We start from the raw sequence: 23,846 nt of genomic DNA, 5'->3' as shown, positions 1-23,846 counted from the left end.
CGATGATGTCCTTGGCGAGTTTATAATCCAGGCTCAGCTCGGCATACATCTGCTTCAATCGCCGATTTTCATCTTGGAGCGCCTTTAACTCTTTCAATTGAGCGGCTTCCATTCCACTGTACTTTTTACGCCAGTTAAACAGCGTCGCCTTTGAAATGCCGTATTCGCGGCAAACATCCATAGCTTCTCGGCCACCCTCATACTGTTTGAGGATCGCCACGATCTGGGTCTCTGAGTAGTTTTTCTTTTTCATGTGACAGTTAAATTAGCTCTTTTCGAGTCTAATCCTTCACCGTCCTAATTCCAGGGAAGCCTACAATTCCAGGGAAGCCTACACCTCCACTAGTAATCATTTCGCCTTGCTTCATTTGATAGGTGTACACATTCTCGCAAGTATAGAAACCTGTATTGGGAGTAGCACATCCTTCGATATGGAATGTCAATCCATTGATAGCTAAGTTGGTAAGGTTTTTAATTTCGATCTTGGACTCTTTCCGCCATTCGTCGCTCTGATTGATTAACAGTACTTGCAATATTGCCTCATTGTTCCGATAAGCGGTGAGCGTAATGCGAGTTGGTGGTGGGATTTGCGGTAATTCGTGTGCGTCTCTATCGCAACAGAGACATAGTGCGGCCAGGATTAGAAAATGATTCTTGAACATAGCGATTGAGGGGTATAATGTAAAATCGCAATCGATACTAAATTGCCTGGGAGGCTAATTTTTTAATTGCTTAGCCACATGTTAGGCTAGATTTTTTAATCTATTTTACCGCAAAATCAATTGTTTGAGAATATTACAATAAATAATGGTCGTTGCATTCGGTAGTACGATCTGGATATGAAATGTCGGAGAGGGATGTGCAATTACGCAATGTAGTCTGTTGAATTGAAAGGAACATTGAGCGAACGAACTGCCTGTTAAGAAGGGGGGTAGAAACAGTATTTTCCGCTGCCAATACCCGATTGCAGTTATTGATTGTCAACGCCAATGATTTGGTCTACTTTCCAACATAGTAAAAAATGTTTAAGATGAACAAAAATCGAATTGTTACCATTGAAACGCAAGATGTCCACGCGGTGAACAGGTTGCTAACCAGCTAGTTAGGTACTTATCCGTGGAAGTTTTTCTGAGATTTTTTTACTTCCACGAAACGCTACATTTTAATCGGGAATTTTTGAATATTTTGGTATAGTTCAAAAACGCAAAAACCCCGTTTAAACGCTTTAAACGGGGTTTTTGAATGTTTTGACATCATGTCCTGCAGAGAGAGAGGGACATAGTATTTGTCTGTATCTATCTGGTAATCAAAATCATACACATGTGTAGCAAAGCCTGCTCACCGAATTGCTCACCTTGATTTATTTGGGCTGCAACTTAGGGCAAATCTAACTATGATTTGATCAAATGGCAAACTGTTTTGGCACGGGAAATATTTAGTTTTATCCTGCCTCGTTTGACGGGGGAGGTCATGAAAGTTATGCGTACAGTAAAATAGTGACTGGTATTGTACAGGGCCAAGATCCTGTAAATGTTTTCCCACATCCGGCCACGACTTCCATCCAAATTCAAACCAAGAATCCCGTTGAACGGATCGAACTGTTAACCCTTTCGGGCAGAACTTTGTTGGATCAGGAAGCAAACCCAATCAGCAACAAGCTGGACTTACCTCAGTTTGGCTCCGGGAATTACCTGCTGCGGGTTTTGCTTAAAAATGGAAGAGCCGTAGTCCGGCAAGTAGTCATCGAATAAACTCGCTTGGCTTGCCCCATCATTGAATAATATCTGGCTGCTTCAATGGTCGATCTATTGGGGAATGGTAGAACCACGTTTTTCTCGAAAAAAGATTTTCGCCCAGAAAAGGGATAATTCTGATATTCTTCTGCACTAAGGATTTGGAACGTTCTTCCGGCCGCTAATTATTCTAGACAAATTGCTGGTTAGAAGAAGGTTTTGCGCATAAGGCGAGACTGCGCATTCGTGTTTCGCTTATCCCAAAAGCCTTTTTCTTTATGAAAGAAATCTTTTACCATGCATGGAGGGCAACTGTGCTTTGCAGCGCAATGCTTCTTCTGGCCATGAATGTCTCCGCTCAGGGCCGCACCCTGACCGGGAAAGTCCACAGTGCATCGGGATCTGTTCCGGGCGTCAGTATTTTGTTGAAAGGTACGCAGGTAGGTACTTCAACCGATGTAAACGGAGATTTTAGTATCAATGTACAGGGCGCGGATGCAGTGATCGTGGCTTCTTCCATTGGCTATAAAGCACAGGAGGTACGCGTGGGCAACCGCTCGGATATCACCATTACATTAGAGGACGATATCAGTGTGCTCACCGAAGTGGTTGTGACGGGCTACTCCACCGAAAACCGCAGCCAGGTTACCGGGGCCGTGTCCACCGTCAAGCCGCAACAGTTGCAGGTCGTTCCGTCGTCCAATGTGGAGCAGCAATTGCAGGGACGCGTGTCGGGTCTGACGGTCATTTCAAATGGTCAGCCGGGAACTTCGAGCCAGATCCGTATCCGCGGGTTCGGGTCATTCGGCGGGAATCAGCCGCTCTATGTGGTCGATGGCGTGCCTACGCAGAGCATTCAATTCATTAATCCCAATGATATTGAGTCGACGACCGTGCTGAAAGACGCCGCTTCGGCGTCCATTTACGGAGCACGCGCGGCGGCTGGGGTGATTGTTTTGACAACCAAAAAAGGCCTGAAAAAAGCGCAGAAGCTTTCCGTTAGTTACGACGGTTTGTACGGCTTTACCAATCCAGGCAAAGGGCAGCAGATACTTACGCCCCAGGAGCAGGCGGACTGGACGTGGCAGGCACGGAAAAACGACCTGTTCCAGAGTGGAACGCCCATTGGTCCAAACAGTTTTACAGGCATTGCCAATGGACAATACGGCACTGGTCAAAGCCCGGTTTTGCCTGATTACCTGATTGTTGGGAACAAGGTAGGGCAGCCTGCTTCGGCTGTGAACCTGGAAACAGAGCGTGCCAAATACAACGTAAACCCTGCAAACGGGCCTTACTATATGGTCATGGCGGCCAACAAGGAAGGAACCGACTGGTACAAAGCCATCACCCGAAATGCGCCGATGACGCGCCACACGCTCGGCCTTTCGGGCGGCTCGGAATTCAGCCGGTATTACGTGGGTTTCGGTATGCAGCAGCAGGACGGGATTGTGATCAACAACAAATTTTCGCGCTACACTTTCCGGGCGAATACGGAATTTGATTTGAGCAAAAAACTAAGATTAGGTGAGAACATCCAGCTCGCTTACGTGGGGGCCAAAGGCTTGCAGGGAAACTCGGGCAGCGCGCTGGGCAACAGCACCAACAACAATTCCAGCATTGCTTCCGATGAAAACGATATCCTGTCCGCATTCAGAATGGCGCCGATCATTCCTGTTTACGATGCATTTGGCGGTTATGGTGGCACAGCCGCTCCGGGGTTCGGAAATCCAAGAAATCCGCTCGCCAGCAGACAGGCCGCCGCCAACAACGTCAACCGGACGATATACGGCTTTGGAAATGCGTATCTGGAATATGACGTAATCCCCTCGATCACCCTGCGCAGCAGCATAGGCGGTACTTATTTTAATAATTACAACAACAGCTCCTCCCGCGCTACTTACGAGAATTCGGAAAACATTGCCAACTTTTCGTACAATGAATCCGCCGGTTTTGCCCTCGCCTGGACTTTCACAAACACAGCTACATTTAAAAAGACTTTTGGCAAACACGATCTGAACATTCTCGGCGGCATTGAATCGCTGAACACCGGCGCCGGACGAAATATGAATGGTTCAGGCTTAAACCCGTTTTCCACCGATCCGGATTATGTGACATTGAGCACCACCACGCCCGGCACAACGCGGCAGGTGAACAGCGGCTATTCCAAGGGCAACAACTTCTATTCGCTGTTCGGACAGGCCAAATACATTTATAACGATCGCTATATTGTAACCGCCGTCGTTCGCAGGGACGGTTCTTCGCAATTTTCGCCTAACAACCGATTCGGCGTTTTTCCAGCATTTTCTGCCGCCTGGCGTGTTTCTTCGGAAGATTTCATGAAGGATGTCAACTGGGTTTCTGACCTGAAAATCCGCGGCGGCTACGGGCTGATGGGGAATTCCAACTACCTCAGTTCGACCAACCAGTTCAGTTTGTACGCGTCCAATGCAGCCAATGGTTATGACCTCGGCGCGACCAATAACACTATTTATCCCGGATATTTCACCAGCCAGATCGGCAATGCCGATGCGAAATGGGAGACGAGTGTGACATCCAACATTGGTATCGACGGTGCATTGTTTAACAACAAGCTCGAAATCGTTGTGGATTTCTGGCGTAAAGACACACGCGATCTGCTCTACCAGCTTGCATTGCCAGGTGTGGTGGGTGTGCGGGCCAGCGCGCCGTTCGTGAATGTGGCCAGTATGCGCAACCAGGGTATCGACCTTTTGCTAACCAACCGTGGTAAAGTAACTGGCGACCTGAATTATGAAGTGACTGCCATCGGAAGTTTTCTAAGCAACAAAATAACTGCCATTGCGCCGCTTGTTCCTTATTTTACTGGCGGAGGCACGCGCCTGGGTACACCTGTTGTACGCAATGAAGTAGGACATACATTGTCCGAATTCTTTGGCTATCAGGTAGCGAGCCTTTTTAAGAGCAAAGAAGAAGTAGCCGCTGCACCCACGCAAACCGGCGCAGCACCCGGCCGCTTCCGCTTCGCCGACCTGAACAACGATGGTAAGATCAACGACGCCGACCGCACCTATCTGGGCAGCCCGGTTCCCAAATTCACCGGTAGTATCACGCTCGGATTGTCTTATAAAGGATTTGATATCAATACCAATGTGTATACTTCTTTGGGTAATAAGATATTCAACAATCAGCGCTGGTTCACAGACTTTTATCCCTCGTTTACGGGCGGCGCGCTCAGCACTCGGGTAAAGGATTCATGGTTGCCCGATCGTACCGATGCGACGGTTCCGATCTTCGAAAGCGCGGGTAATTTCAGTACCAACACTCAGGCCAATTCCTATTACGTGGAAAATGGTTCGTATGCCCGAATGCAGTACCTCAACCTGGGCTATACATTTCCTGCGGCGGCGATCAAGCGCATCGGGCTGAACCGCTTGCGGGTATCGGTGTCGGCGACCAACCTGTTTACCATCACCAAATATTCAGGAATCGACCCGGCGGTCGGAGGATCTTCGGATTCTGCATTTGGGATCGATGTGGGCAATTATCCGGTGACGCGCGGCTATAATCTGGGGTTGAGTTTTACGCTTTAAAAATCTGGTTTCAATGATGATCAAAAAACACATTCATAAATCCTGGGCGATCATGCTGCTGCTGACCTTCTGCAACAGCTCCTGCTCGGACAAATTCCTGGAAGTACCCGCAACGGGCCAGCTTTCGGAAGCACAGCTTAATTCCAAAGCCGGCATTGAAGGCTTGCTTGTGGCTGCTTACGCCGAAACAAACGGCCGCGGGTTCCGTCGTGTGACCAGTACTTTCAACTGGATGCGCGGCAGCATTTCCGGCGGGGATGCCAATAAAGGTTCCAATTCCGGTGATTACGGGGATTTGATCCCGTGGATGACGTATCAGCTTTACCCGAGTCTTGGGGATATAGGTCAAAAGTGGAATGCGATGTATGAGGGGATCAGTCGAGCCAATGCAGTGATGCGTATTTTGCCCAAAGCAGGCGCAGACGTGACAGAGGCCGACAAGCAGCGCATTTCCGCCGAAGCGCGTTTCCTTCGCGCACATTACTATTTCGATTTGAAGCGCATGTTCAACATGGTCCCGTTTGTCGATGAAACGCTGACTTACGGAAATGGTATCGAGAAAGTGCCGAACAACACGGATATATGGCCAAAGATCGAAGCAGACCTCGACTATGCGTATAAAAACCTTCCCGCAACTCAGTCGCTCGTGGGGCGGAGCAACAAATGGGCAGCGGCTGCTTATCTGGCTAAAATCTATTTGTATCAGAAAAAATACCAGGACGCCAAGCTGCTTTTCGATGAAGTGATTGCCAACGGAGTAACAAGTGGAGGTTTGAAATATGCGTTGGTAGCCAACTACACGGATATCTTCAATGCAGCCAAGGAAACCAATTCCGAGTCCGTTTTCGCCATTCAGGCGGCGGCCAACACGGGCAGTACCGACAATTCGAATACGGATCTGGGGCTCAATTATCCTTATGGTTCCAGCGCGCCGGGCGGTTGCTGCGGTTACTTTCAGCCAAGTTTTGAGCTGGCCAATTCATTCCGCGTGAATGCGCAGGGTTTGCCTTTGCTCGACGGTTCTTACAATGCGGGCGCCAATCAATTGAAAACTGATCAGGGAATGATCTCGGATCAGCCATTTACACCCGACTCAGCTCCGGTGGATCCGCGTCTGGACTGGTCCATCGGTCGCCGCGGCATTCCGTTCCTGGATTGGGGCGTGCATCCGGGCTATTCCTGGATCCGTGACCAGAGTTTCGGCGGACCGTATTCACCCAAAAAATTCATTCATTACAAATCGCAAGTCAAAAACCTCTCCGACGCGACTGCGAGCACGGACACTTACTCGGCGATCAACTACAACATTATCCGCTTCGCCGATGTGCTGCTGATGGCAGCAGAAGCCGAAATTGAAGTCGGGACATTGCAAAAAGCACAAACCTATGTGAATATGGTGCGCGAAAGAGCTGCGAATAAAGAAGCGTGGGTAAAAACCGCCGACGGAAAAGCGGCTGCCAACTACGTGATCGCACCTTACACCGCGCCGTGGACAGATAAAGTAGCAGCCCGCCAGGCAGTTCAGTTCGAACGCAAGCTGGAACTCTCCGGCGAAGGTCACCGCTTTTTCGATCTCGTGCGCTGGGGAACAGCCGAGAAAGTGCTGAACGACTTTTTGAATTACGAAATAGCGAAACTACCCGTCGCTTACAGCGGAGGCAAATTCACTTCCGGACGCGACGAATTCGCGCCGATCCCGCAAACGCAGATTGATTATCAGGGGCAGGATATTCTGACTCAAAACCCTAATTATTAAGGTATGTCCGATGGAATGAATAACAGCAGGAGGGACTTTCTGCAAAGCATTGCATGCGGCATTCCGGCACTGGGACTTGTTCCCGGTGCCGAAGCTTTGGCGGGTCCAGCCTCTGCTGAAAACTTAAATGCAGGCCAGACAGCACGTCGCGACACCGTCAGGGCTTCGCAAAACCTGGCCTTGGGCGAAACCACTTATGGCAAAGTGCGGGGTTATGTACACGGAGAAATTTACAATTTCAAGGGCATTCCTTACGGCGCGACTACGGCAGGTAAAGCCAGATTTATGCCACCGTCAAAGCCCGCAGCTTGGACAGGCATTCGTGACACGCTTACCTACGGCCCTGTTTGTCCGCAAAAACCCAACAAAGGCTGGGGAATGGAAGAGTATGCTTTTTTGTACCAATGGAATGATGGTTTCCAGGGCGAAGATTGCCTGCGGCTGAATATCTGGACGCCCGCAGTAAATGATCACAAAAAGCGGCCGGTGATGTTCTGGATGCACGGGGGCGCATTTTTCTCGGGCTCGGCGCAGGAGCATCCTTCCTACGATGGTGAAAACCTGAGCAAGCTGGGTGATGTGGTCGTCGTTTCGGTGAATCACCGCCTGAATGCATTCGGCTTTCTGCATCTGGTAGAATATGGCGAAGCCTATGCGTATTCAGGCAATGTGGGCATGCTTGATCTTGTGGAGGCATTGGAATGGGTGCGCGATCATATCGTCGGTTTCGGTGGTGACCCAGGCAATGTGACGATCTTCGGGCAATCGGGCGGCGCGGCCAAAGTGACCACCCTCATGGCGATGCCTTCCGCCAAAGGCCTTTTCCACAAGGCGATTTCCCAAAGTAGTTCCACCGTGCAAATCGCTACGCCGGATTATGCAGCCGGGCTTACGAAGCTGGTTTTGGATGAATTGAAAATCAATCAATCCAACATTGAAAAAATTCACGAGCTGCCGTTTCAGCAGATTATTCAGGCTGGAATTGCTGCGGAGCAAAGGCTGGGTACGCAGCTTCCAAAAGGGGTTGGCCGCGCGGGCTGGCAGCCTGTCGTGGACGGAGATGTCATCCCGGCACATCCTTTCGAGCCGGTGGTGCCGGAGTATTCCTCGCACATTCCGATGCTGATCGGAACGAACCGCAATGAGGCATCCGCCAGCATTAACAATGCGGCCATGGAGTCGCTGGATGAAGACGGATTGCGTAAAAAGCTGGCCGAACGCTTTGGCGATAAAAGCCAGCAAGTATATGATACCCTGCGCAGGGTGCATGTGAATGCGAAGCCGGTGGAGATACTATCTTATATTTCCCCCTACAACCCGCTGGCCTACCTGCAGGCCGAGCGGAAAGCGCTGCAAAATGCAGCGCCGGTTTACCTGTACCTGTTTTCCTGGCAAACACCGGTTCTGGACAAACGTCCCCGCGCATTCCATTGCAGCGAGATTCCATTCGTATTTGCCAACACCGACCGCTGCGATACCATGACCGGCGGGGGAGAGGAGGCGCGGGCGCTCGCAGATAAAATGAGCAAAGCCTGGCTCAGTTTCGCCAGAACCGGGAATCCGGCACATTCCGGCCTGCCGCAATGGCCGGATTTTACCAAAAACAAAGGCGCAATGATGGTTTTTGACAACAAAAGCGAGGTACGTACCGAACCCGACGGTGAGGCCCGAAAACTATTAGAAAGGGTGTTTTACAAAAGAGATTTTTAAAAAAGCCGACCCACATTGAAAGGTCATTTTATGAAAAAAATAATAATCCTGTTACTATTCCTTAACCTCGGATCAAGGGCCTGCCTGGCACAAAGTAGGCCCCGCGTGCTGATTTTCAGTAAAACACTCCGCTACTATCATGAATCCATTCCGAATGGTATCCAGGCAATTATGAAACTGGGACAAAGCAATGGATTTGACGTGGATACGACCAAAAGCGCGGAACATTTTAATGATCAAAACCTTCAAAAATATGCGGCGGTGATCTGGCTTTCCACCACTGGTGATGTGCTGAACGCGCCGCAGCAGGAAGCATTTGAGCGGTACATTCGCAGCGGGCGCGGGTATGTCGGCATTCATTCGGCTTCGGCTTCTGAGAAAGAATGGCCGTGGTTTGGGAAGCTGACCGGGGCTGTTTTCACAGGTCACCCGCCCGATCCGGTTTCGGGCGTAGTACAGGTCACCAACCGCAAGGATGCTTCCACTAAACACCTTCCCGAACGATGGAAATGGACAGACGAATGGTATAATTTCAACAAGCGAGTGCCGGATGTGGAAGTGCTTTTTTGTGCCGACGAAAAAACTTACAAGGGCGGTACCGAAGGCGACTATCACCCGTTGGCCTGGAAACACGCATTTGACGGCGGCCGCGCATTTTACACGGCGTTGGGCCACCTGCCAGCCGCCTACGATGATCCGCTTTTTCAAAAACACTTGCTGGGTGGGATTCAGTACGCGATCGGGAAGCCTGCGCGCGTATTGGTTTTTACCAAAACAAAAGGCTGGCACCACAGCTCCATTCCGTTTGGGGCTAAAGCCATTCAAAAGCTGGCTGAGGAGAATAATTTTGCAGCCGATACTACTTCGGGTGCCACATTTTTTACAGAAGAAAACCTGAAAAAATATGCGGCGGTCATCTGGCTGAATACCACGGGTAATGTATTGAACGGGGAGCAACAGGCTGCATTTGAGCGCTACATTCAGGCGGGCGGCGGGTATGTGGGGGTGCACGCGGCGGCGGATACCGAGTACGACTGGCCCTGGTACGGAAAGCTGATGGGCGCGCATTTCGCGAGTCATCCGCACAATCCCAACGTGCGAAAGGCGGTGGTAAACGTGACAGACAAATCGCATCCGGCGACCGCCTCACTCCCTGACCGCTGGGAGCGCGAGGATGAATGGTACAATTACCGGTCGTTTTATTCGGGCATCAAAGTGCTGGCCGAGCTGGATGAAAACTCCTACGAAGGCGGCACAAACGGGGCCAAACACCCGATCAGCTGGTATCACACTTTTGATGGCGGCCGCGCATTTTACACCGGAAATGGACATACCGATGAAAGTTACAGCGACCCCGCTTTCCTGAAACATCTGCTGGGGGGCATCCAATATGCGATGGGCGAAAATGTGACCCTGGATTACAAAAAAGCCTACGCAAAGGTGACGCCCGAGCAAAACCGGTTTGTAAAAACGGTCGTCGCCAATGACCTGAATTCGCCGATGGAGCTGGCGATTGCGCCCGATGGACGCGTGTTTTTTACAGAACTGTTTGGCAATTTCTCCGTATTTGATCCCAAAACAGGAAAATCCACGCTGATCCATAAATTCCCGATCACCAATATGGGCGGCACCGGGCTGATTGGCGTCGCGCTCGACCCTGCATTTGCACAAAATCACCAGCTTTACCTTTACTACGCGCCGGCCGGACTCACCGAAGAAAACCTTGCGTTCCAGCTTTCCAGGTTTACATTAACCAATGAAAACACCCTTGACCTGGCTTCCGAAAAGATCCTGCTGAAAGTGCCCGTGCAGAAAAACAGCGGCTCGCACCACGGTGGTTCTCTGGCCTGGGACAAGGAGGGCAATCTGTACCTTTCAACGGGCGACAGTTCCACGCCATTCCCATCGGGCGGGTATTCTCCCATGGACGAGCGGCCCGAGCCGGAGTTTTACAGCCAGGATTCACAACGTTCTTCGGGCAATACCAATGATTTGAAAGGCAAAATCCTGCGGATTCATCCTGAGGCAGATGGTAATTACTCAATCCCAGAGGGAAATCTGTTCCCGAAAAGAACAGCGCGCACATTGCCGGAAATATATGTGATGGGATGCCGGAACCCCTACCGCATTGCCGTCAACCCTAAAACTTCTGTATTGTATTGGGGAGAGATTGGTCCCGATGCAGGTAACGATGGCGTGCAGGGGCCGCGGGGTTATGATGAATTTAATCAGGCCAAAACGGCGGGGAATTTCGGTTGGCCGTACTTTTCGGGAAATAATGCGGCTTATACCAAATGGGATTTTGCGACCAAAACAGCCGGACCGAAATTTGATCCGAAAGCGCCTGTCAATAATTCACCAAACAACACCGGTCTGAGCCAGCTGCCGCCCGCGCAGCCTGCCATGATCTGGTACCCTTATGCTGCTTCGGAGGAGTTTCCGGAGCTGGGATTGGGAGGCAGAAGTGCGATGGCGGGCGAGTTTTATACTTTTAACCCTAATACCAATAACCCTTCCAAATTCCCGGATTATTACGACGGGGCACTTTTTGTGTTTGACTGGATGCGTAACTGGGTAATGGCGCTGCGGTTTGACGAGCAGGAAAACTATGTTCGCAGCGAGCCTTTCATGGCAGCCAATGGAGATTTTCGCCGACCGATCGATCTCGCATTCAGTCAGGATGGCACCATGTATATGCTTGAATATGGGTCTGTGTATGGTGCTGATAATGATGATGCGCGCCTCGTGAAAATCGAGTACAATACCGGCAACCGCCCGCCGGTAGCGCAGGGGTACATTGTCGACTCGGCGCGCCAGGCTTATCTGGACAAAACCGTTTTCCTGACTTCCGAACGGAAGGATTTGCCGATGGCTAAACAGAAAAGCGGCCAGCCGCCGCTGCGCGTATCGTTCAGCGGCAAAGGCAGCAAAGACCTGGATGATGACGATCACATTAGCTTCCAGTGGCTTTTTGACGGTAAAACCGTAGGAAGTACCGAGGCGGATGCCAGCTACATTTATAAAAAGCCAGGCGTGTACCGGGCCGTGCTTCGTGTAACCGACAAGGCTGGTTTGACGAGTACGGATACAATGGTAGTCAGTGTGGGCAACACTCAGCCTCAGGTGCGCATAGCCGGGACTTCCAACAAATCTTTCTTTTGGGACGAAAAACCATTCAGCTACAATGTGAATGTGAAAGACCGCGAGGATATCAAGGCTGATCCGAAAAAAATAAAAGTGACGATGCGCTACAATCCGCAAGCCGAAACGCAGCAAAATCTCGTTCCGGAGAATGCCGATACATTGTTACAGGAACCTGTCCCCCTCGGCAAAACGCTGATGGCGGCCAGCGACTGCCGCGCCTGCCACACGGTGGACCAGCCCTCGGTAGGGCCGACTTTTACCGCGATCGCAAAACGATACAAGGAACAAACAGGATCCGCGGAGGCGCTGGCGGCGAAGATCATCAATGGCGGCGGCGGCAACTGGGGTAAGGAACACATTATGAGTGCCCACCCGCAGCTTTCGACCCAGGACGCGCAGGAAATGGTTCGGTACATTTTTTCCATTACCGACCAGAAAAAAGCGACCACCGCATTGCCGGTTCAGGGGCATGCAAAACTCACCGAACACACCGCAGGTGACCAGAAAGGGCAGTATACCATTGTGGCTTCCTACCGCGACAAAGGTGGTAACCCGGTAGGGTCACTCACTGGAATTGATGTGGTGAAGTTGCGGAATGCGAATGTCAAACCTGCATTTGCAGATGCTTACAAGGGTTTTTCACGCTTCCGCGACAACCTTTCCCAGGGCGGGCACAAGTCATTTATTCTTTTGAAAAACATTGATATGACGGGGATCCGACAGTTTGTGTATGAATATGCTTCCGCCGGGCAACGGGGCAGCATTCAGGTGCGCATCGATTCGCAGGCCGGGCCGGTGATCAGCACCGTGGCGTTTGGGCCGACGGGCTCGTGGGATACGCTGCAAAAGCTGACGGGGACGTTGGAAAGGGCAATTACGGGAAGACACGACATTTACTTTTTCGCGATGAAACCCGACAAGCCCAATGACGAAATTTTAAAACTGACGAATATCCGGTTCGAGCAATAGCATCGCAATCAGCAGAATGGTCCAGATCGCTTTCCAGTCGGAAGTAAGCTCTTTGAGACTGGCGAGTGCTTTGTAGATCAGTTTGTAAACAGAGCCCGAGGTAAGCTCCATGGCGGCGGCGATTTCTTCGGTGGAAAGGCCGCTGTAATATTTGAGAAAAATGATCTCCCGTTGGCGCGTCGGCAGCTTTTGAATAAAATCCGACAAACCTTCGGAGATTATTTCTCCTTTTTGAAGTTCAATGATCTGATCTTCAAAAGATTCGTCTGCCAGCTCAATATCCTGGTGAACAAACTGCCGCTGCCTTGTAATGCGCCTGAGCAGTTCGCGGCGCAGCGCAACAAGAAGGTAGGCTTTGACGGAGGATACGGCGGGGAGCTTTCCGGCATTGGCCCAGATCTGAACGAACAGGTCCTGAACGGTATCCTTTACCAATTCTTTGTCTGTAACGATCCGGTAGCCGTAGTTGTGGAGCGTGCGCGCGTAGGTCTTGTAAAGCCATTCCAGCGCGTGATGCTGATTTTCCCGGAGAAGCGACCAGTATAGGAGCGCCTGCTTTTCATCAGAACTTGCATGGTTCTCACCAGAAGGCGTTTGCAGGTCCTGATCTGTTCTCATAGGCATTCCCACGCAGCATTTTCCTGCGTTTTGTACAATTAAATATTTATATAAGCAGATTCAAAAATACCGATAAATAAATCAGAAAAAAATATCTTTCTATATTTATAGATCTGTTTGCCGACCGGCCTTTGGAGGCGTCATTCAGGGAAATTTACAAATTCAATATGCAGTCTTACGAGCATTTTTCAAGTCAGGATTTCGTGGCAGACGATGCATTCATCAAATGGGTGACCGATCCTACCGAGGCTTCCGACGCATTCTGGCAGCAGTGGCTCGGGCAGCATCCGCATAAGCGGCCGGTTGTGGACGAGGCGGCTGGCATTGTGAGGAAATTGGCTGTTCAGCAGGATTTTTTTGCAGAGGAAGAATTGCAGGCAAACTGGGAGCGGATCAAACAAAAAACCACCGCCGAAAAGCCCGTTTACACTGAAAAAACAGTGGTTCGTCCATTATCCTACGGTCGCTGGCTGGCCGCTGCGAGTGTGGTTGTTTTCCTGGTCGCAGGGTTGGGATTGTGGCAACATACCCGGCCGGTTTCCTACAATACGACTTACGGGGAAATTAAAACGATCGCTTTACCCGACGGCTCGGAGGTGACTTTGAATGGAAATTCCCGGATTTCTTTCGTGCGCGGTATTTTCAGTCGGACGCTCGATCTGGACGGGGAAGCATTATTGAAGGTAAATAAAGAAAAAACGCTGGGTAAACCGGTAAGCTTTTCGGTGCGGGCGGGCCGCGTGGCGGTGCATGTGCTAGGGACGGTTTTTAATGTCAACCACCGCAGGCAGCATGTGGAAGTGATGTTGGCCGAGGGCAAGGTAAGGCTGGAAGCTTCGGGTGCGCAAATGCTGCTCGACCCCGGCCAGAAAGCGACGTTAGCGGCAAATGGAAGTGCGCTTGTGAAATCGGAAGCCAGCGCCGGCAATACTACTTCCTGGCTCCGGCGCGAGCTGGTTTATGAGGGCGCGACCTTGCAATCCATTTTTGAAGAAATGGAAGATAGTTTTGGGATCACTACCCGGGTAAGCCAGCCGGAAATCCTGAAAAAACGCTTTACGGGTTTGGTAGCCACGGATTCTATCCAGAATTTTTACAGCCAGCTCGGGGAGATTTATCATTTGCAGGTGCAGCCGGTGAAGGGTGGTTTTCTGTTAAAATAGATGCGACTGTTTTTCATTTTGCTGCTGATCATTTCCAATAGCCCGGTTTCATTCGCGCAGGAGGAAAGTCTTGTTGGCATATTAAGACGTTTTGCGGCCACATTTCAGGTTACATTTAACTACGATACCGATTTACTGGACGCAAAAACAAGTCCGGCGCAGCGCTTCAACCAAACCGATAACCCGGATAGGGTTTTACAGGAAATTTTAAAGCCGCACGGCATTCGTTTCAGGCGTAGCGGCCGCGTTTACATTCTGTATCTGAACAAAAACCGGCAGCTTAAAGCCGACCAGACAAACTTTCCATTGCTGGTACCCGCAGCCAATCCCAAATCGGAGCTGACGGGAAAAGTCACCGATCTGCATGGAAATCCCTTGCCGGGGGCTTCTGTTTTAATTAAAAATACATTTACCGGCACCATCGCCGCATCGGACGGTAGCTTCCGGGTGAATGTTACGGAACCGGGCGCTATTTTGGTCTTTACGTCTGTCGGCTACGAAACGAAAGAGGTGACGCCCGGGACTGAACGACTTATCCTCGTGCAGCTGGCAGAAGATCCACAATTGCTCAATGAAATGATCGTCACCGGCTATTCCAGCGAAGCGCGGCGGGAATTTACAGGTGCGGTTTCAACCGTACGGGCGCAGGATTTGATGACCGTTCCTTCGGCGAATGTGGAGCAGCAGTTGCAGGGACGCGTCGCGGGGCTGACGCTCATTACCAACGGTCAGCCCGGCACGTCGAGCCAGGTACGCATTCGCGGATTTGGCTCTTTTGGAGGAAATCATCCTTTATATGTGGTCGACGGGGTGCCTACACAAACAATCAGCTTTATCAACTCTGCCGACATCGAATCGACGACGGTTTTGAAAGATGCCGCTTCTGCGTCGGTATACGGAGCGCGGGCCGCGGCGGGGGTGATTGTAATCGCTACAAAAAAAGGCGGCAGGGAGAAAAGCGGAATACGGATCAGTTATAATGGATTGTACGGTGTAACCACCAGAGGCAAAGGTCTTTCGGTACTTTCGCCCCAGGAGCAGGCGGAATGGACGTGGCAGGCGCGGCGTAATGATATTTTTCAGATGGGAGGAGCAATCGGTCCGGGTAGCTTTGCCGGCATTGCAAATGGACAATACGGTGCGGGTGAAAATCCAGTATTGCCTGATTATCTGTTGGCTGGCAACCGTTCCGGACTTGGGGCTTCGTCCGTAAACCTCGCTACGGAGCAGGCAAAATACAATACGGATCCGGCCGCCGGACCTTATTATCTGGTGATCCCGGCCAATCACAAAGGCACCGACTGGTTCAGGGCGATCACGCGGAATGCGATGCTGATGCGGCATTCGTTGGGCCTGTCGGGTGGGGGAGCACAGAACCGGTATTATGTAGGCGCGAGCTATCAGAAACAGGATGGAATGGTGATCAACAACAATTTCGATCGCTATACATTGCGTATTAACACCGATTATAGCGTGGGGAAAAAGCTCAGGATCGGAGAAAATCTCCAATTGACCTACATTTCCACGACCGGCCAGCAAGGGAGCACGGGCGGACTTTTAGGTAATAATCTCAATAACAATCCGAGCGTTTCGGCCGATGAAAACGACATTCTGGCCGCTTACCGCATGGCGCCGATTATTCCTGTTTACAATGCTTTCGGCGGTTATGCGGGCACTGCGGCGCCGGGTTTCAGCAATCCACGAAACCCCGTCGCGAGCCGGGAGGCGGCTGCCAACAATTTCAATCACACGACATTCGGCTTCGGTAATGCGTATCTCGAATACGATATCGCTGCTTTTTTGACATTCAAAAGCAGCATTGGCGGCACTTATTTCAGCAACTACAACGGAACGCTGACGCGGGCCACCTACGAGAATTCCGAAAATATTGACAATACTACTTACTCAGAAGCCTCGGGGTTTGGCCTGGCCTGGACTTTTACCAACACTTTGCGTTTTATCAAACAGTTTGGTAAGCATGAAATCAGCGCGCTGGCGGGCATGGAAGCATTGAATACCGGTGCCGGCCGGAACATTGGCGGCTCGGGCATTAATCCTTTTTCAACGGATCCGAACTACATTACATTAGGGACGACCATGCCGGGTTCTATCCGGCAGGTAGCCAGCGGACGCTCGATGGGGAATCGCTTTTATTCCCTTTTCGGGCAAACGCGGTATATTTTCAATGATCGGTACATTGCCACGGCCGTGCTCAGAAGGGACGGCTCATCGCAATTCGGTGCGGAAAACCGGTTCGGGCTTTTTCCGGCGTTTTCAGCTGGCTGGCTGGTTTCTTCGGAGCGTTTTATGCAAAATGTTCGCTGGATAACGGACCTGAAATTCAGGGTAGGGTATGGCAAAATGGGGAATTCCAATTACCTGAGCTCTACCAATCAGTATAGTTTGTATTTGTCCAATGCGGCCAATGGATACGACCTCGGCGCGACCAATACGAGCATTGAATCGGGTTATTTTAACAGTCAGATCGGTAATCCGAAAGCGCGCTGGGAAACGAGCATTACTTATAATGCAGGTTTTGATGCTTCATTCCTTGATCACAAGCTAGAAGCTGCCATTGATATATGGCGAAAGGAAACGCGGGATTTGCTTTACCAGCTCCCTATTCCCGGCGTGGTCGGCACGCGGGCAAGTGCGCCGTTTGTGAATGTGGCCCGCATGCGCAACCAGGGAGTGGACCTGACGCTGGCTACAAAAGGGAAGGCAGGCAAGGGTTTCCGTTACGACATTCAGGTTTCGGGCAGTTTTTTACAAAACAAAATCACGCGCATCGGGCCGCTGGTGCCCTATTTCACGGCGGGAGGCACGCGGCTCGGAACACCTGTGATCCGCAATGAGCCGGGCCACGCGTTGTCGTCATTTTATGGTTATGAGGTGGCGGGTTTGTTTCAAAACAAGGAAGAGGTAGCTTCGGCGGCAGCCCAGTCGGGTGCTGCGCCAGGGCGGTTCCGGTTTAAGGATATCAATGCCGACGGAAGAATTAACGATGCCGACCGCACTTACCTCGGCAACCCGATCCCGAAATTTACAGGCAGCATTTTACTAAAATTTACATACAAAAATTTCGACCTCAGTACCAGTTTGTACAGCTCGCTGGGAAGTCGGATTTTTAATAACCAGCGTTGGTTTTCTGATTTTTATCCTTCATTCACCGGCGCATCGATCAGCACGCGCGTTCGTAATTCCTGGCTGCCAAACCACACCTACACGAACGTGCCGATTTTTGAAAGTGCGGCCAATTTCAGCACCAATACACAGGCCAATTCCTATTACATTGAAAACGGCTCCTATGCGCGCATGCAGCATCTAAGCCTGGGTTTTACGCTTCCCAAGAGTATGCTGCGCCGCCTCAAGGTGGATCAACTCCGCGTTGTCGCGATGGCTTCCAATCTTTTCACGATTACTTCTTACAGCGGACTGGACCCCGCGGTCGGGGGAATTTCCGATTCGGCATTCGGGATTGATGTCGGCAGTTATCCCGTAACACGAAGTTATAGTCTCGGGTTAACGATCGATTTTAACTAACAATGGTTTCTTTACTGCCATCACATTAATAAGAAGCGCTACTCGTTCAGTTTCACTATCTAATTCCGTCTGTACCAATTAATAATTTTAAGCTCAAAGCCTTCCTGGTACGTCTCACCGATAAGACATTTGACCAAACAAGTATTGGACTTAGTTTAGATTTATTGTAAGACGATAATCGCTACATTATGATTTAATGTCAAGTTATTTAGGGGTAATACAGGTCATCAAAAGTATAGTGGATACCGCAAATCAGGACCAAGCTATGACTGTCAACACAAACCAGGATTAACAACAAAACGGTTAATGCTTTTTTGGACGGGTTAGGGATCTTCAAGTCTCAAATTAGCTGGGAATTATGTGACAGTAGTTATTCAAATGCTGTAAAGCGGTTGATATGCGAACCGTCGAACAGTGTTGTCCGATATTAGCTGAACGGTTGTTGCGTCAACCGTCAAAAAACAGCGTACATCTCACTTCGAGCGAAATTGGAGAGAAGAACCGTTTCAGGAAAGGAGGGGTTTGTGAGATTGTACCCGTTTGCTTCGACTGTACATGTGAATCCAACCTTTACGGCAAAAATGTAATACTCCCCAAAATTGAGGCCATCGGTTAAGTTTAGTAACTTGACATTGAACCGATGAAACAATGAAACAAAGCCGGAGGAAATTCACAGCAAAATTCAAGGCAATGGTGGCTGTTGAAGCCTTGAAAGAACGAGAGTCGTTGAGCGAGTTAGCGACCAGATTCGAAATTCATCCAACGCAGGTGTCGGCCTGGAAACGGGAATTTCTGGATCGCGCAGAAAAAGCTTTCGGAGATGAGCCGGCCAAGGAAGAGGAATCTCTTGATGTTGACAACCTTTTTAAGCAGATCGGCCAGCTTCAGGTGGAGAACGACTTTTTAAAAAAAGCTTGAAAAAAGCAGGTCTATGAGTGAGCGCATGGCATTGATCGACAATAGTCATCCATTGAGCATTCGCCGACAAGCACAGATTCTGAGCATCAACCGAAGTCAGTTGTATTATCGACCTGCTGGTGAAAAAGAGGAGAACCTAATGTTGATGGAGACAATGGACAAAATCTTTTTGTCCGACCCAACGCTGGGCGTATTGGGTATGCAAGACGAGCTGGCGGAAAAAGGGATGCCCTACAATGTCAAACGTATTCGGCGACTGCTACGGAAAATGGCCATTGAACCGATTTATCCGAAACGTAACCTTAGCCGTTTGGGAAAAGCGAAATACATTCACCCGTATCTGCTGAGAAATCTTGAAATTACCCACCCCAACCAAGTTTGGACTTTGGATATCAGCTATATACCAATGAAACATGGGTTTATGTACCTGACCGCAATAATGGATCTGTACAGTCGCTATATCGTTGGATGGCAACTTTCTAACAGCCTGGAAAAGGAAACGCAGACCAGGCTTCTGAATACAACGATATCAGGTATGGCAAACCAGAAATAATTAATAGGCTGCGTTTCGAAGGCTATCAGTTTGAATAAAGTTTTTCTCACTTATTGCAAATTTGCTGTTAGCGATAGTTCTATGCGTCGATCTTATATTTTCCTTATTAGTTTTAGAGATTTCAAATCGTAAACTCCAATTTCATTTTTGTCAGTTTTGTCGTGTTTGCCATTGTTATTAGTGTCGTAATGGCCGGTAATAGTAATAGTTCCTGTTGTTTTATTGACCGCCCAAGTACTTGCAAATAGCTTACTGTCTGTCAGTTGAGTCTTTTGTTTTCCGTCAGTTGATAAAACAATGATTTGAGTTGGGTCATTCCAATCAATTCCTTTCTTTCCGTCTAGGTCTACGATCCGTGCAGAAACAAGTAAACAATTAATTCCCAACTTGTCAATTTTTACTTGTTCAACTTCCTGGATATACCCTTCATTTGGAAAGTCAACTTGGTTTGTCAGTCCATTTTTTGTGTCAATAAATAAAAGGTATGTATTCTTTAAACCTTCCATTTTACCCCGATTTTCAATTCGAGCAATTACATATTCAGTTCCCTCAACTTCTGTGAACTTGTTAAAAATCACATAGTTGTATTTGTCTTGCCCATATATTGTCAGGCAAAAAGTTGTCAGGATAATTAGAAGTATGACTTTCATTTTTCTGAGTTTAAGTTTCGTCCGAGCGATTGGCAAGTAGCTAAACACAACTTGCCGATTCAGATACTTCATATATAACATTCGTATTGCGTAAGTATTGTTCCAGACAAGACCTACGGGAAAATATACTTATTTATCTGCTCGTAGAATTATCCATTTTTTGATACGCTGGTTCCTACAATTGATGTCAATAGTTGACATCTTAGCGATATTGCTAATCTTATCAGAATTGGCTCCCGATCGATGGCAACGTAGTGGGCAGGCATCCAGCTATCTAAATATCTCAAATAACCTGGGAAATATGTGACAGAATTCGTTCCTGTCCACTAAAGTGGTTGATGGGTGAACCGTTTATCTGTCATGTTAGCATACGAAAGCATGGTTGTGCTGTCAACCTTTAAACCTTAGTAAGTTAATTGGCCTGGTGAGAGCGGGGCGCGCGTTCTACTGCGTAGATTTAAGTCGGGTAGCGTACTGGTGGGTTTTAAAGACGTACTGAAGCGCGAATCGTTCGGAGTAACAGAATCTAAACGAGAAAACACAGAACAAGAGAGAGGATTGAATTCTGGCGAAATTGTTCGATTAGTACAAGGAGGCGGGCTTTCAGAACAGATCCGCAGCAACCAGGTCGAGCAAAGCAGCCGGCAGAGCTATGAGCGGATCATGGCCGGGATCTTCGCCGATTTTAAAGGAAGCGCCCCGCAGGTGTCAACGTACTTGAAAAGCTTAAAGGAAGATGAAATCGGGCTGATCTGCCGGCGTGTTGCCCAGAACAGCGGACCGGTCGGTGCGGATCTCGCGCGGAAATTGCTGGAAAAGGATACCGCTAAAAATGCCATGGAGCTGGCCGGGTACCGGCAGCAGCTGCGCAGACAAGGTTTGGATACGGGAAAGGATAAGGGGATGAATCTGAGTATTTAATTGTCAGTAAGTTTAAAGCTAGCAACAGGAGATAGGTAATCCAAAATGCCATGCAAGTGCTACTACCTAAAATATTAGTTATATTTGGATATATAGTTCTTACTTTTCATTGTAATAAAATGAAGTCGGTGCGCCTATTTACTCAACGAAATCGGAATTTCGCCAGTGCAGTTACAGCATGCTATAAATTTCCGTTCGCAACATTGTGGTGTTTATTGTTCATTTGTACGACTTCCTTTGGCCAAAATTCTTTTTGGTATGATTTCAAAGGAACTGCTACTCTGAAAGTAAACTATACCCATAATCCTGGCCAAGGTGTCTGGACTGTATTTACCCATAACATGTTTCCTGATCAGGAAATCAGATTGAAGGATACGATCCCTGAGGGATTCGGAAACAGAAATTATGTGTTTCCGGTGAGCTGTCCTCAGAAAGTAACCCTGACAACGGCAGGCAAAGAACTAACGCTTCTTTTGACACCCGGGTCTACGTTAGTTTGTAATCTGGACTTTCAAGATTTAGCAAAAACTTCGTTCGATACGCAGGATAGCCTGGCCGCCATTAATGAATATCTGATTAAAAAGGACCTTTCTGTAAGCATTCCGTTTAGAATCGGACGGTCAATAGCTGTACAGAGGGCCACAACTTTGGAAGAGCTTACCACCCAAATGAATAAACTTTACATTGAAGAACTTCAATTCTTTACTAAAGAAAAAAGCGGACTGCCTGCTTGGTATCATAGTTACGAATATTGGGAAAACCGCTATGCCGACGCAGCAGGGCGGATGAATGCGGTTCCACAACGCGAATTTTCCAAACAGACAAAAGAACCAGTTCCTTCAAATTATTACAATTTTCTGGATTCACTTGCAGTGGACAACGATGCCGCTAAAAGCTCCTATTCGTACTATATTTTTTTATACGAATTATTTAATAAGCGCATGAAGGATCATGACCTTGCCCACGGAACAAAGTCTGATTTTCTAGATTACCAGATTGCGCAGGCAAATAAATCGTTGTCGGGTGACGCTTTGGATTTCTTCAAGGCATTTATCATTCAACTAGTACATAACCACTACAAAAAAGATGTCGCCAGAAATTATATCAAAAACAACAATTCGGTTTTCACTAAAACGATCTGGCGGGATGAATTAAGTGCTTACTTCAAAAGTAAAGAGGCCATTGCCGGCAAAGGCAAAATACCTCCCAATTTCGCGCTTGTGGATGTGAAGGATTCGTTGACTGAGTTAAAGTCATTCAAAGGAAATGTGATTGTATTGTCATTCTGGTTTGCTGGGTGTAAACCCTGTATTGAAGAATTTCCGGCTGAAAATATATTGGCAGAGAAATTCAGACACAAACCGGTCAGGATTGTCAGCGTTTGTGTAAACACCTCCGAAGCGATGTGGAAGAAATGGAGCGAGCGGTTCGGGCTTAAAACTATTAACCTCTGGGCGAATTCGGCGTGGGAGCAAACCATCGTCGAAAAATACGACTTGCGGGTATTCCCCAAGTATGTGTTGATTGACAAGGATTATAAGATTGTCGAAACTGATGCAGATCGGCCAAGCCAGGGTTTGGAAAAGCAAATCAATTCTCTTTTAGAAAAGTAGGTTGAATCCAGCGATTGATCATCAAGTCCGTTGATCGGTCCACCCACAAAGATCAAAGATCCTTAGCGTAATTTGCCCGTTTACTAAAAGAACCCCGGTCAGACTGAATTTGACGAATATCTGAAAGCCAAACACGGAAAAATCCAACTCATTTCTTTTCACTAGCTGCCTGAGAAAAGAACATTAAACCCAGAAAACCCGATCCGCTCGGATAACTTGCTGTTATGTTAAGAAGAGAATGCTGTCATCTCCGCGAATGTAATCCTGAAATCTTTAAAAACTTAAAAATACTCAGTCGCATATTATTAGAGTTTGGTAGCGATGGGAGAGAGGATTGCTTGTGATATTTATTTATCTACACGAAGTTTCAACGTTAGCCATCATCAAGCTGTCAAATATCCTCTGCTATTGTGTAGGGGTAGGAGTGCTGAGAATTTCAGCCGCCGTAGCGAAATTAACTGCTTCCCTATAATTTCAGAACTATGCATTCTTCTCTTAAATAATCCTACACTGAATTGATCTATGCATGTATTACCTCTTCAACAACGTCAAGCCATTGGGCATAGCCATTCATCAAATCAAACTGCTTCGCCCGTGACTTGCTAGTGAGCGGGTTTATGTTAGCGGCCCCTGTCATAATGTCCCGCATGTGTAGGCTTCCCTGGAATTGTAGGCTTCCCTGGAATTAGGACGGTGAAGGATTAGACTCGAAAAGAGCTAATTTAACTGTCACATGAAAAAGAAAAACTACTCAGAGACCCAGATCGTGGCGATCCTCAAACAGTATGAGGGTGGCCGAGAAGCTATGGATGTTTGCCGCGAATACGGCATTTCAAAGGCGACGCTGTTTAACTGGCGTAAAAAGTACAGTGGAATGGAAGCCGCTCAATTGAAAGAGTTAAAGGCGCTCCAAGATGAAAATCGGCGATTGAAGCAGATGTATGCCGAGCTGAGCCTGGATTATAAACTCGCCAAGGACATCATCG

Annotated in this window: 16 protein-coding genes; 12 read left to right on the top strand and 4 right to left on the bottom strand. The window is 48.7% G+C overall.

The features are described 5' to 3' along the window. Positions 1–253 (bottom strand): transposase (locus tag BLQ88_RS36190; RefSeq protein WP_143017029.1); only part of this gene is annotated, 253 nt, incomplete at its 3' end. A gap of 28 nt (positions 254–281) precedes the next feature. Next, on the bottom strand, positions 282–533 hold the full coding sequence (locus BLQ88_RS36185) for a hypothetical protein (RefSeq protein WP_143017032.1): 252 nt from the start codon (positions 531–533) through the stop codon (positions 282–284). A gap of 963 nt (positions 534–1,496) precedes the next feature. On the opposite strand from BLQ88_RS36185, the gene BLQ88_RS37665 reads away from it, so the two are divergent. From BLQ88_RS37665 to BLQ88_RS36160, 5 genes are all read left to right on the top strand, one after another. Next, positions 1,497–1,751, top strand: coding sequence for a T9SS type A sorting domain-containing protein (locus BLQ88_RS37665; protein ID WP_176885216.1), 255 nt, complete (start codon positions 1,497–1,499; stop codon positions 1,749–1,751). A gap of 260 nt (positions 1,752–2,011) precedes the next feature. After that, entirely contained in the window at positions 2,012–5,302 is a 3,291-nt protein-coding gene (locus tag BLQ88_RS36175) for a SusC/RagA family TonB-linked outer membrane protein (protein WP_176885215.1), read from the top strand. A gap of 13 nt (positions 5,303–5,315) precedes the next feature. Next, positions 5,316–7,058: a RagB/SusD family nutrient uptake outer membrane protein gene (locus BLQ88_RS36170; protein WP_229213015.1), complete on the top strand. Its 1,743-nt coding sequence runs from the start codon at positions 5,316–5,318 to the stop codon at positions 7,056–7,058. A gap of 3 nt (positions 7,059–7,061) precedes the next feature. Then, entirely contained in the window at positions 7,062–8,768 is a 1,707-nt protein-coding gene (locus BLQ88_RS36165; RefSeq protein WP_090157885.1) for a carboxylesterase/lipase family protein, read from the top strand. A 30-nt stretch (positions 8,769–8,798) separates the two neighbouring features. Next, positions 8,799–12,881: a ThuA domain-containing protein gene (locus BLQ88_RS36160; protein ID WP_229213014.1), complete on the top strand. Its 4,083-nt coding sequence runs from the start codon at positions 8,799–8,801 to the stop codon at positions 12,879–12,881. Here the strand turns inward: BLQ88_RS36160 and BLQ88_RS36155 are convergent. Further along, on the bottom strand, positions 12,849–13,505 hold the full coding sequence (locus tag BLQ88_RS36155; protein ID WP_090157884.1) for an RNA polymerase sigma factor: 657 nt from the start codon (positions 13,503–13,505) through the stop codon (positions 12,849–12,851). The genes BLQ88_RS36160 and BLQ88_RS36155 overlap by 33 nt on opposite strands. A gap of 161 nt (positions 13,506–13,666) precedes the next feature. Here BLQ88_RS36155 and BLQ88_RS36150 point away from each other — a divergent pair, with 161 nt between their 5' ends. The 4 genes from BLQ88_RS36150 to BLQ88_RS36130 all read left to right on the top strand — a co-directional run bounded on the left by BLQ88_RS36150 (position 13,667) and on the right by BLQ88_RS36130 (position 19,676). Beyond that, entirely contained in the window at positions 13,667–14,662 is a 996-nt protein-coding gene (locus BLQ88_RS36150) for a FecR family protein (protein ID WP_143017031.1), read from the top strand. Then, positions 14,663–18,205, top strand: a complete 3,543-nt coding sequence (locus BLQ88_RS36145; protein ID WP_090157882.1) for a TonB-dependent receptor — start codon at positions 14,663–14,665, stop codon at positions 18,203–18,205. 648 nt (positions 18,206–18,853) lie between these two features. Continuing rightward, positions 18,854–19,123 carry a transposase gene (locus BLQ88_RS36135; protein ID WP_090157880.1) on the top strand — a complete coding sequence of 90 codons (270 nt, stop codon included), beginning with the start codon at positions 18,854–18,856 and terminating at the stop codon, positions 19,121–19,123. A 13-nt stretch (positions 19,124–19,136) separates the two neighbouring features. Beyond that, a complete protein-coding gene (locus tag BLQ88_RS36130) occupies positions 19,137–19,676 on the top strand; it encodes a DDE-type integrase/transposase/recombinase (protein ID WP_090157879.1) in 540 nt (179 codons plus the stop codon). A gap of 92 nt (positions 19,677–19,768) precedes the next feature. Here BLQ88_RS36130 and BLQ88_RS36125 read toward each other — a convergent pair whose 3' ends face one another. Continuing rightward, on the bottom strand, positions 19,769–20,326 hold the full coding sequence (locus tag BLQ88_RS36125; protein ID WP_143017030.1) for a hypothetical protein: 558 nt from the start codon (positions 20,324–20,326) through the stop codon (positions 19,769–19,771). Between the two features lie 477 nt (positions 20,327–20,803). Between BLQ88_RS36125 and BLQ88_RS36120 the strand changes: the two genes are divergently transcribed. From BLQ88_RS36120 to BLQ88_RS36110, 3 genes are all read left to right on the top strand, one after another. Then, positions 20,804–21,247, top strand: coding sequence for a hypothetical protein (locus tag BLQ88_RS36120; protein WP_090157877.1), 444 nt, complete (start codon positions 20,804–20,806; stop codon positions 21,245–21,247). Between the two features lie 50 nt (positions 21,248–21,297). Beyond that, positions 21,298–22,860 carry a TlpA family protein disulfide reductase gene (locus tag BLQ88_RS36115; RefSeq protein ID WP_090157876.1) on the top strand — a complete coding sequence of 521 codons (1,563 nt, stop codon included), beginning with the start codon at positions 21,298–21,300 and terminating at the stop codon, positions 22,858–22,860. A gap of 733 nt (positions 22,861–23,593) precedes the next feature. Next, positions 23,594–23,846: transposase (locus BLQ88_RS36110; RefSeq protein ID WP_143017029.1), on the top strand; the 253-nt coding region annotated here is incomplete at its 3' end.

This window comes from Dyadobacter soli, from assembly GCF_900101885.1.
GTDB lineage: Bacteria > Bacteroidota > Bacteroidia > Cytophagales > Spirosomataceae > Dyadobacter > Dyadobacter soli.
Note: the sequence above shows the minus strand (reverse complement) of the source record. Positions and strands in the feature narration are given on the sequence as shown.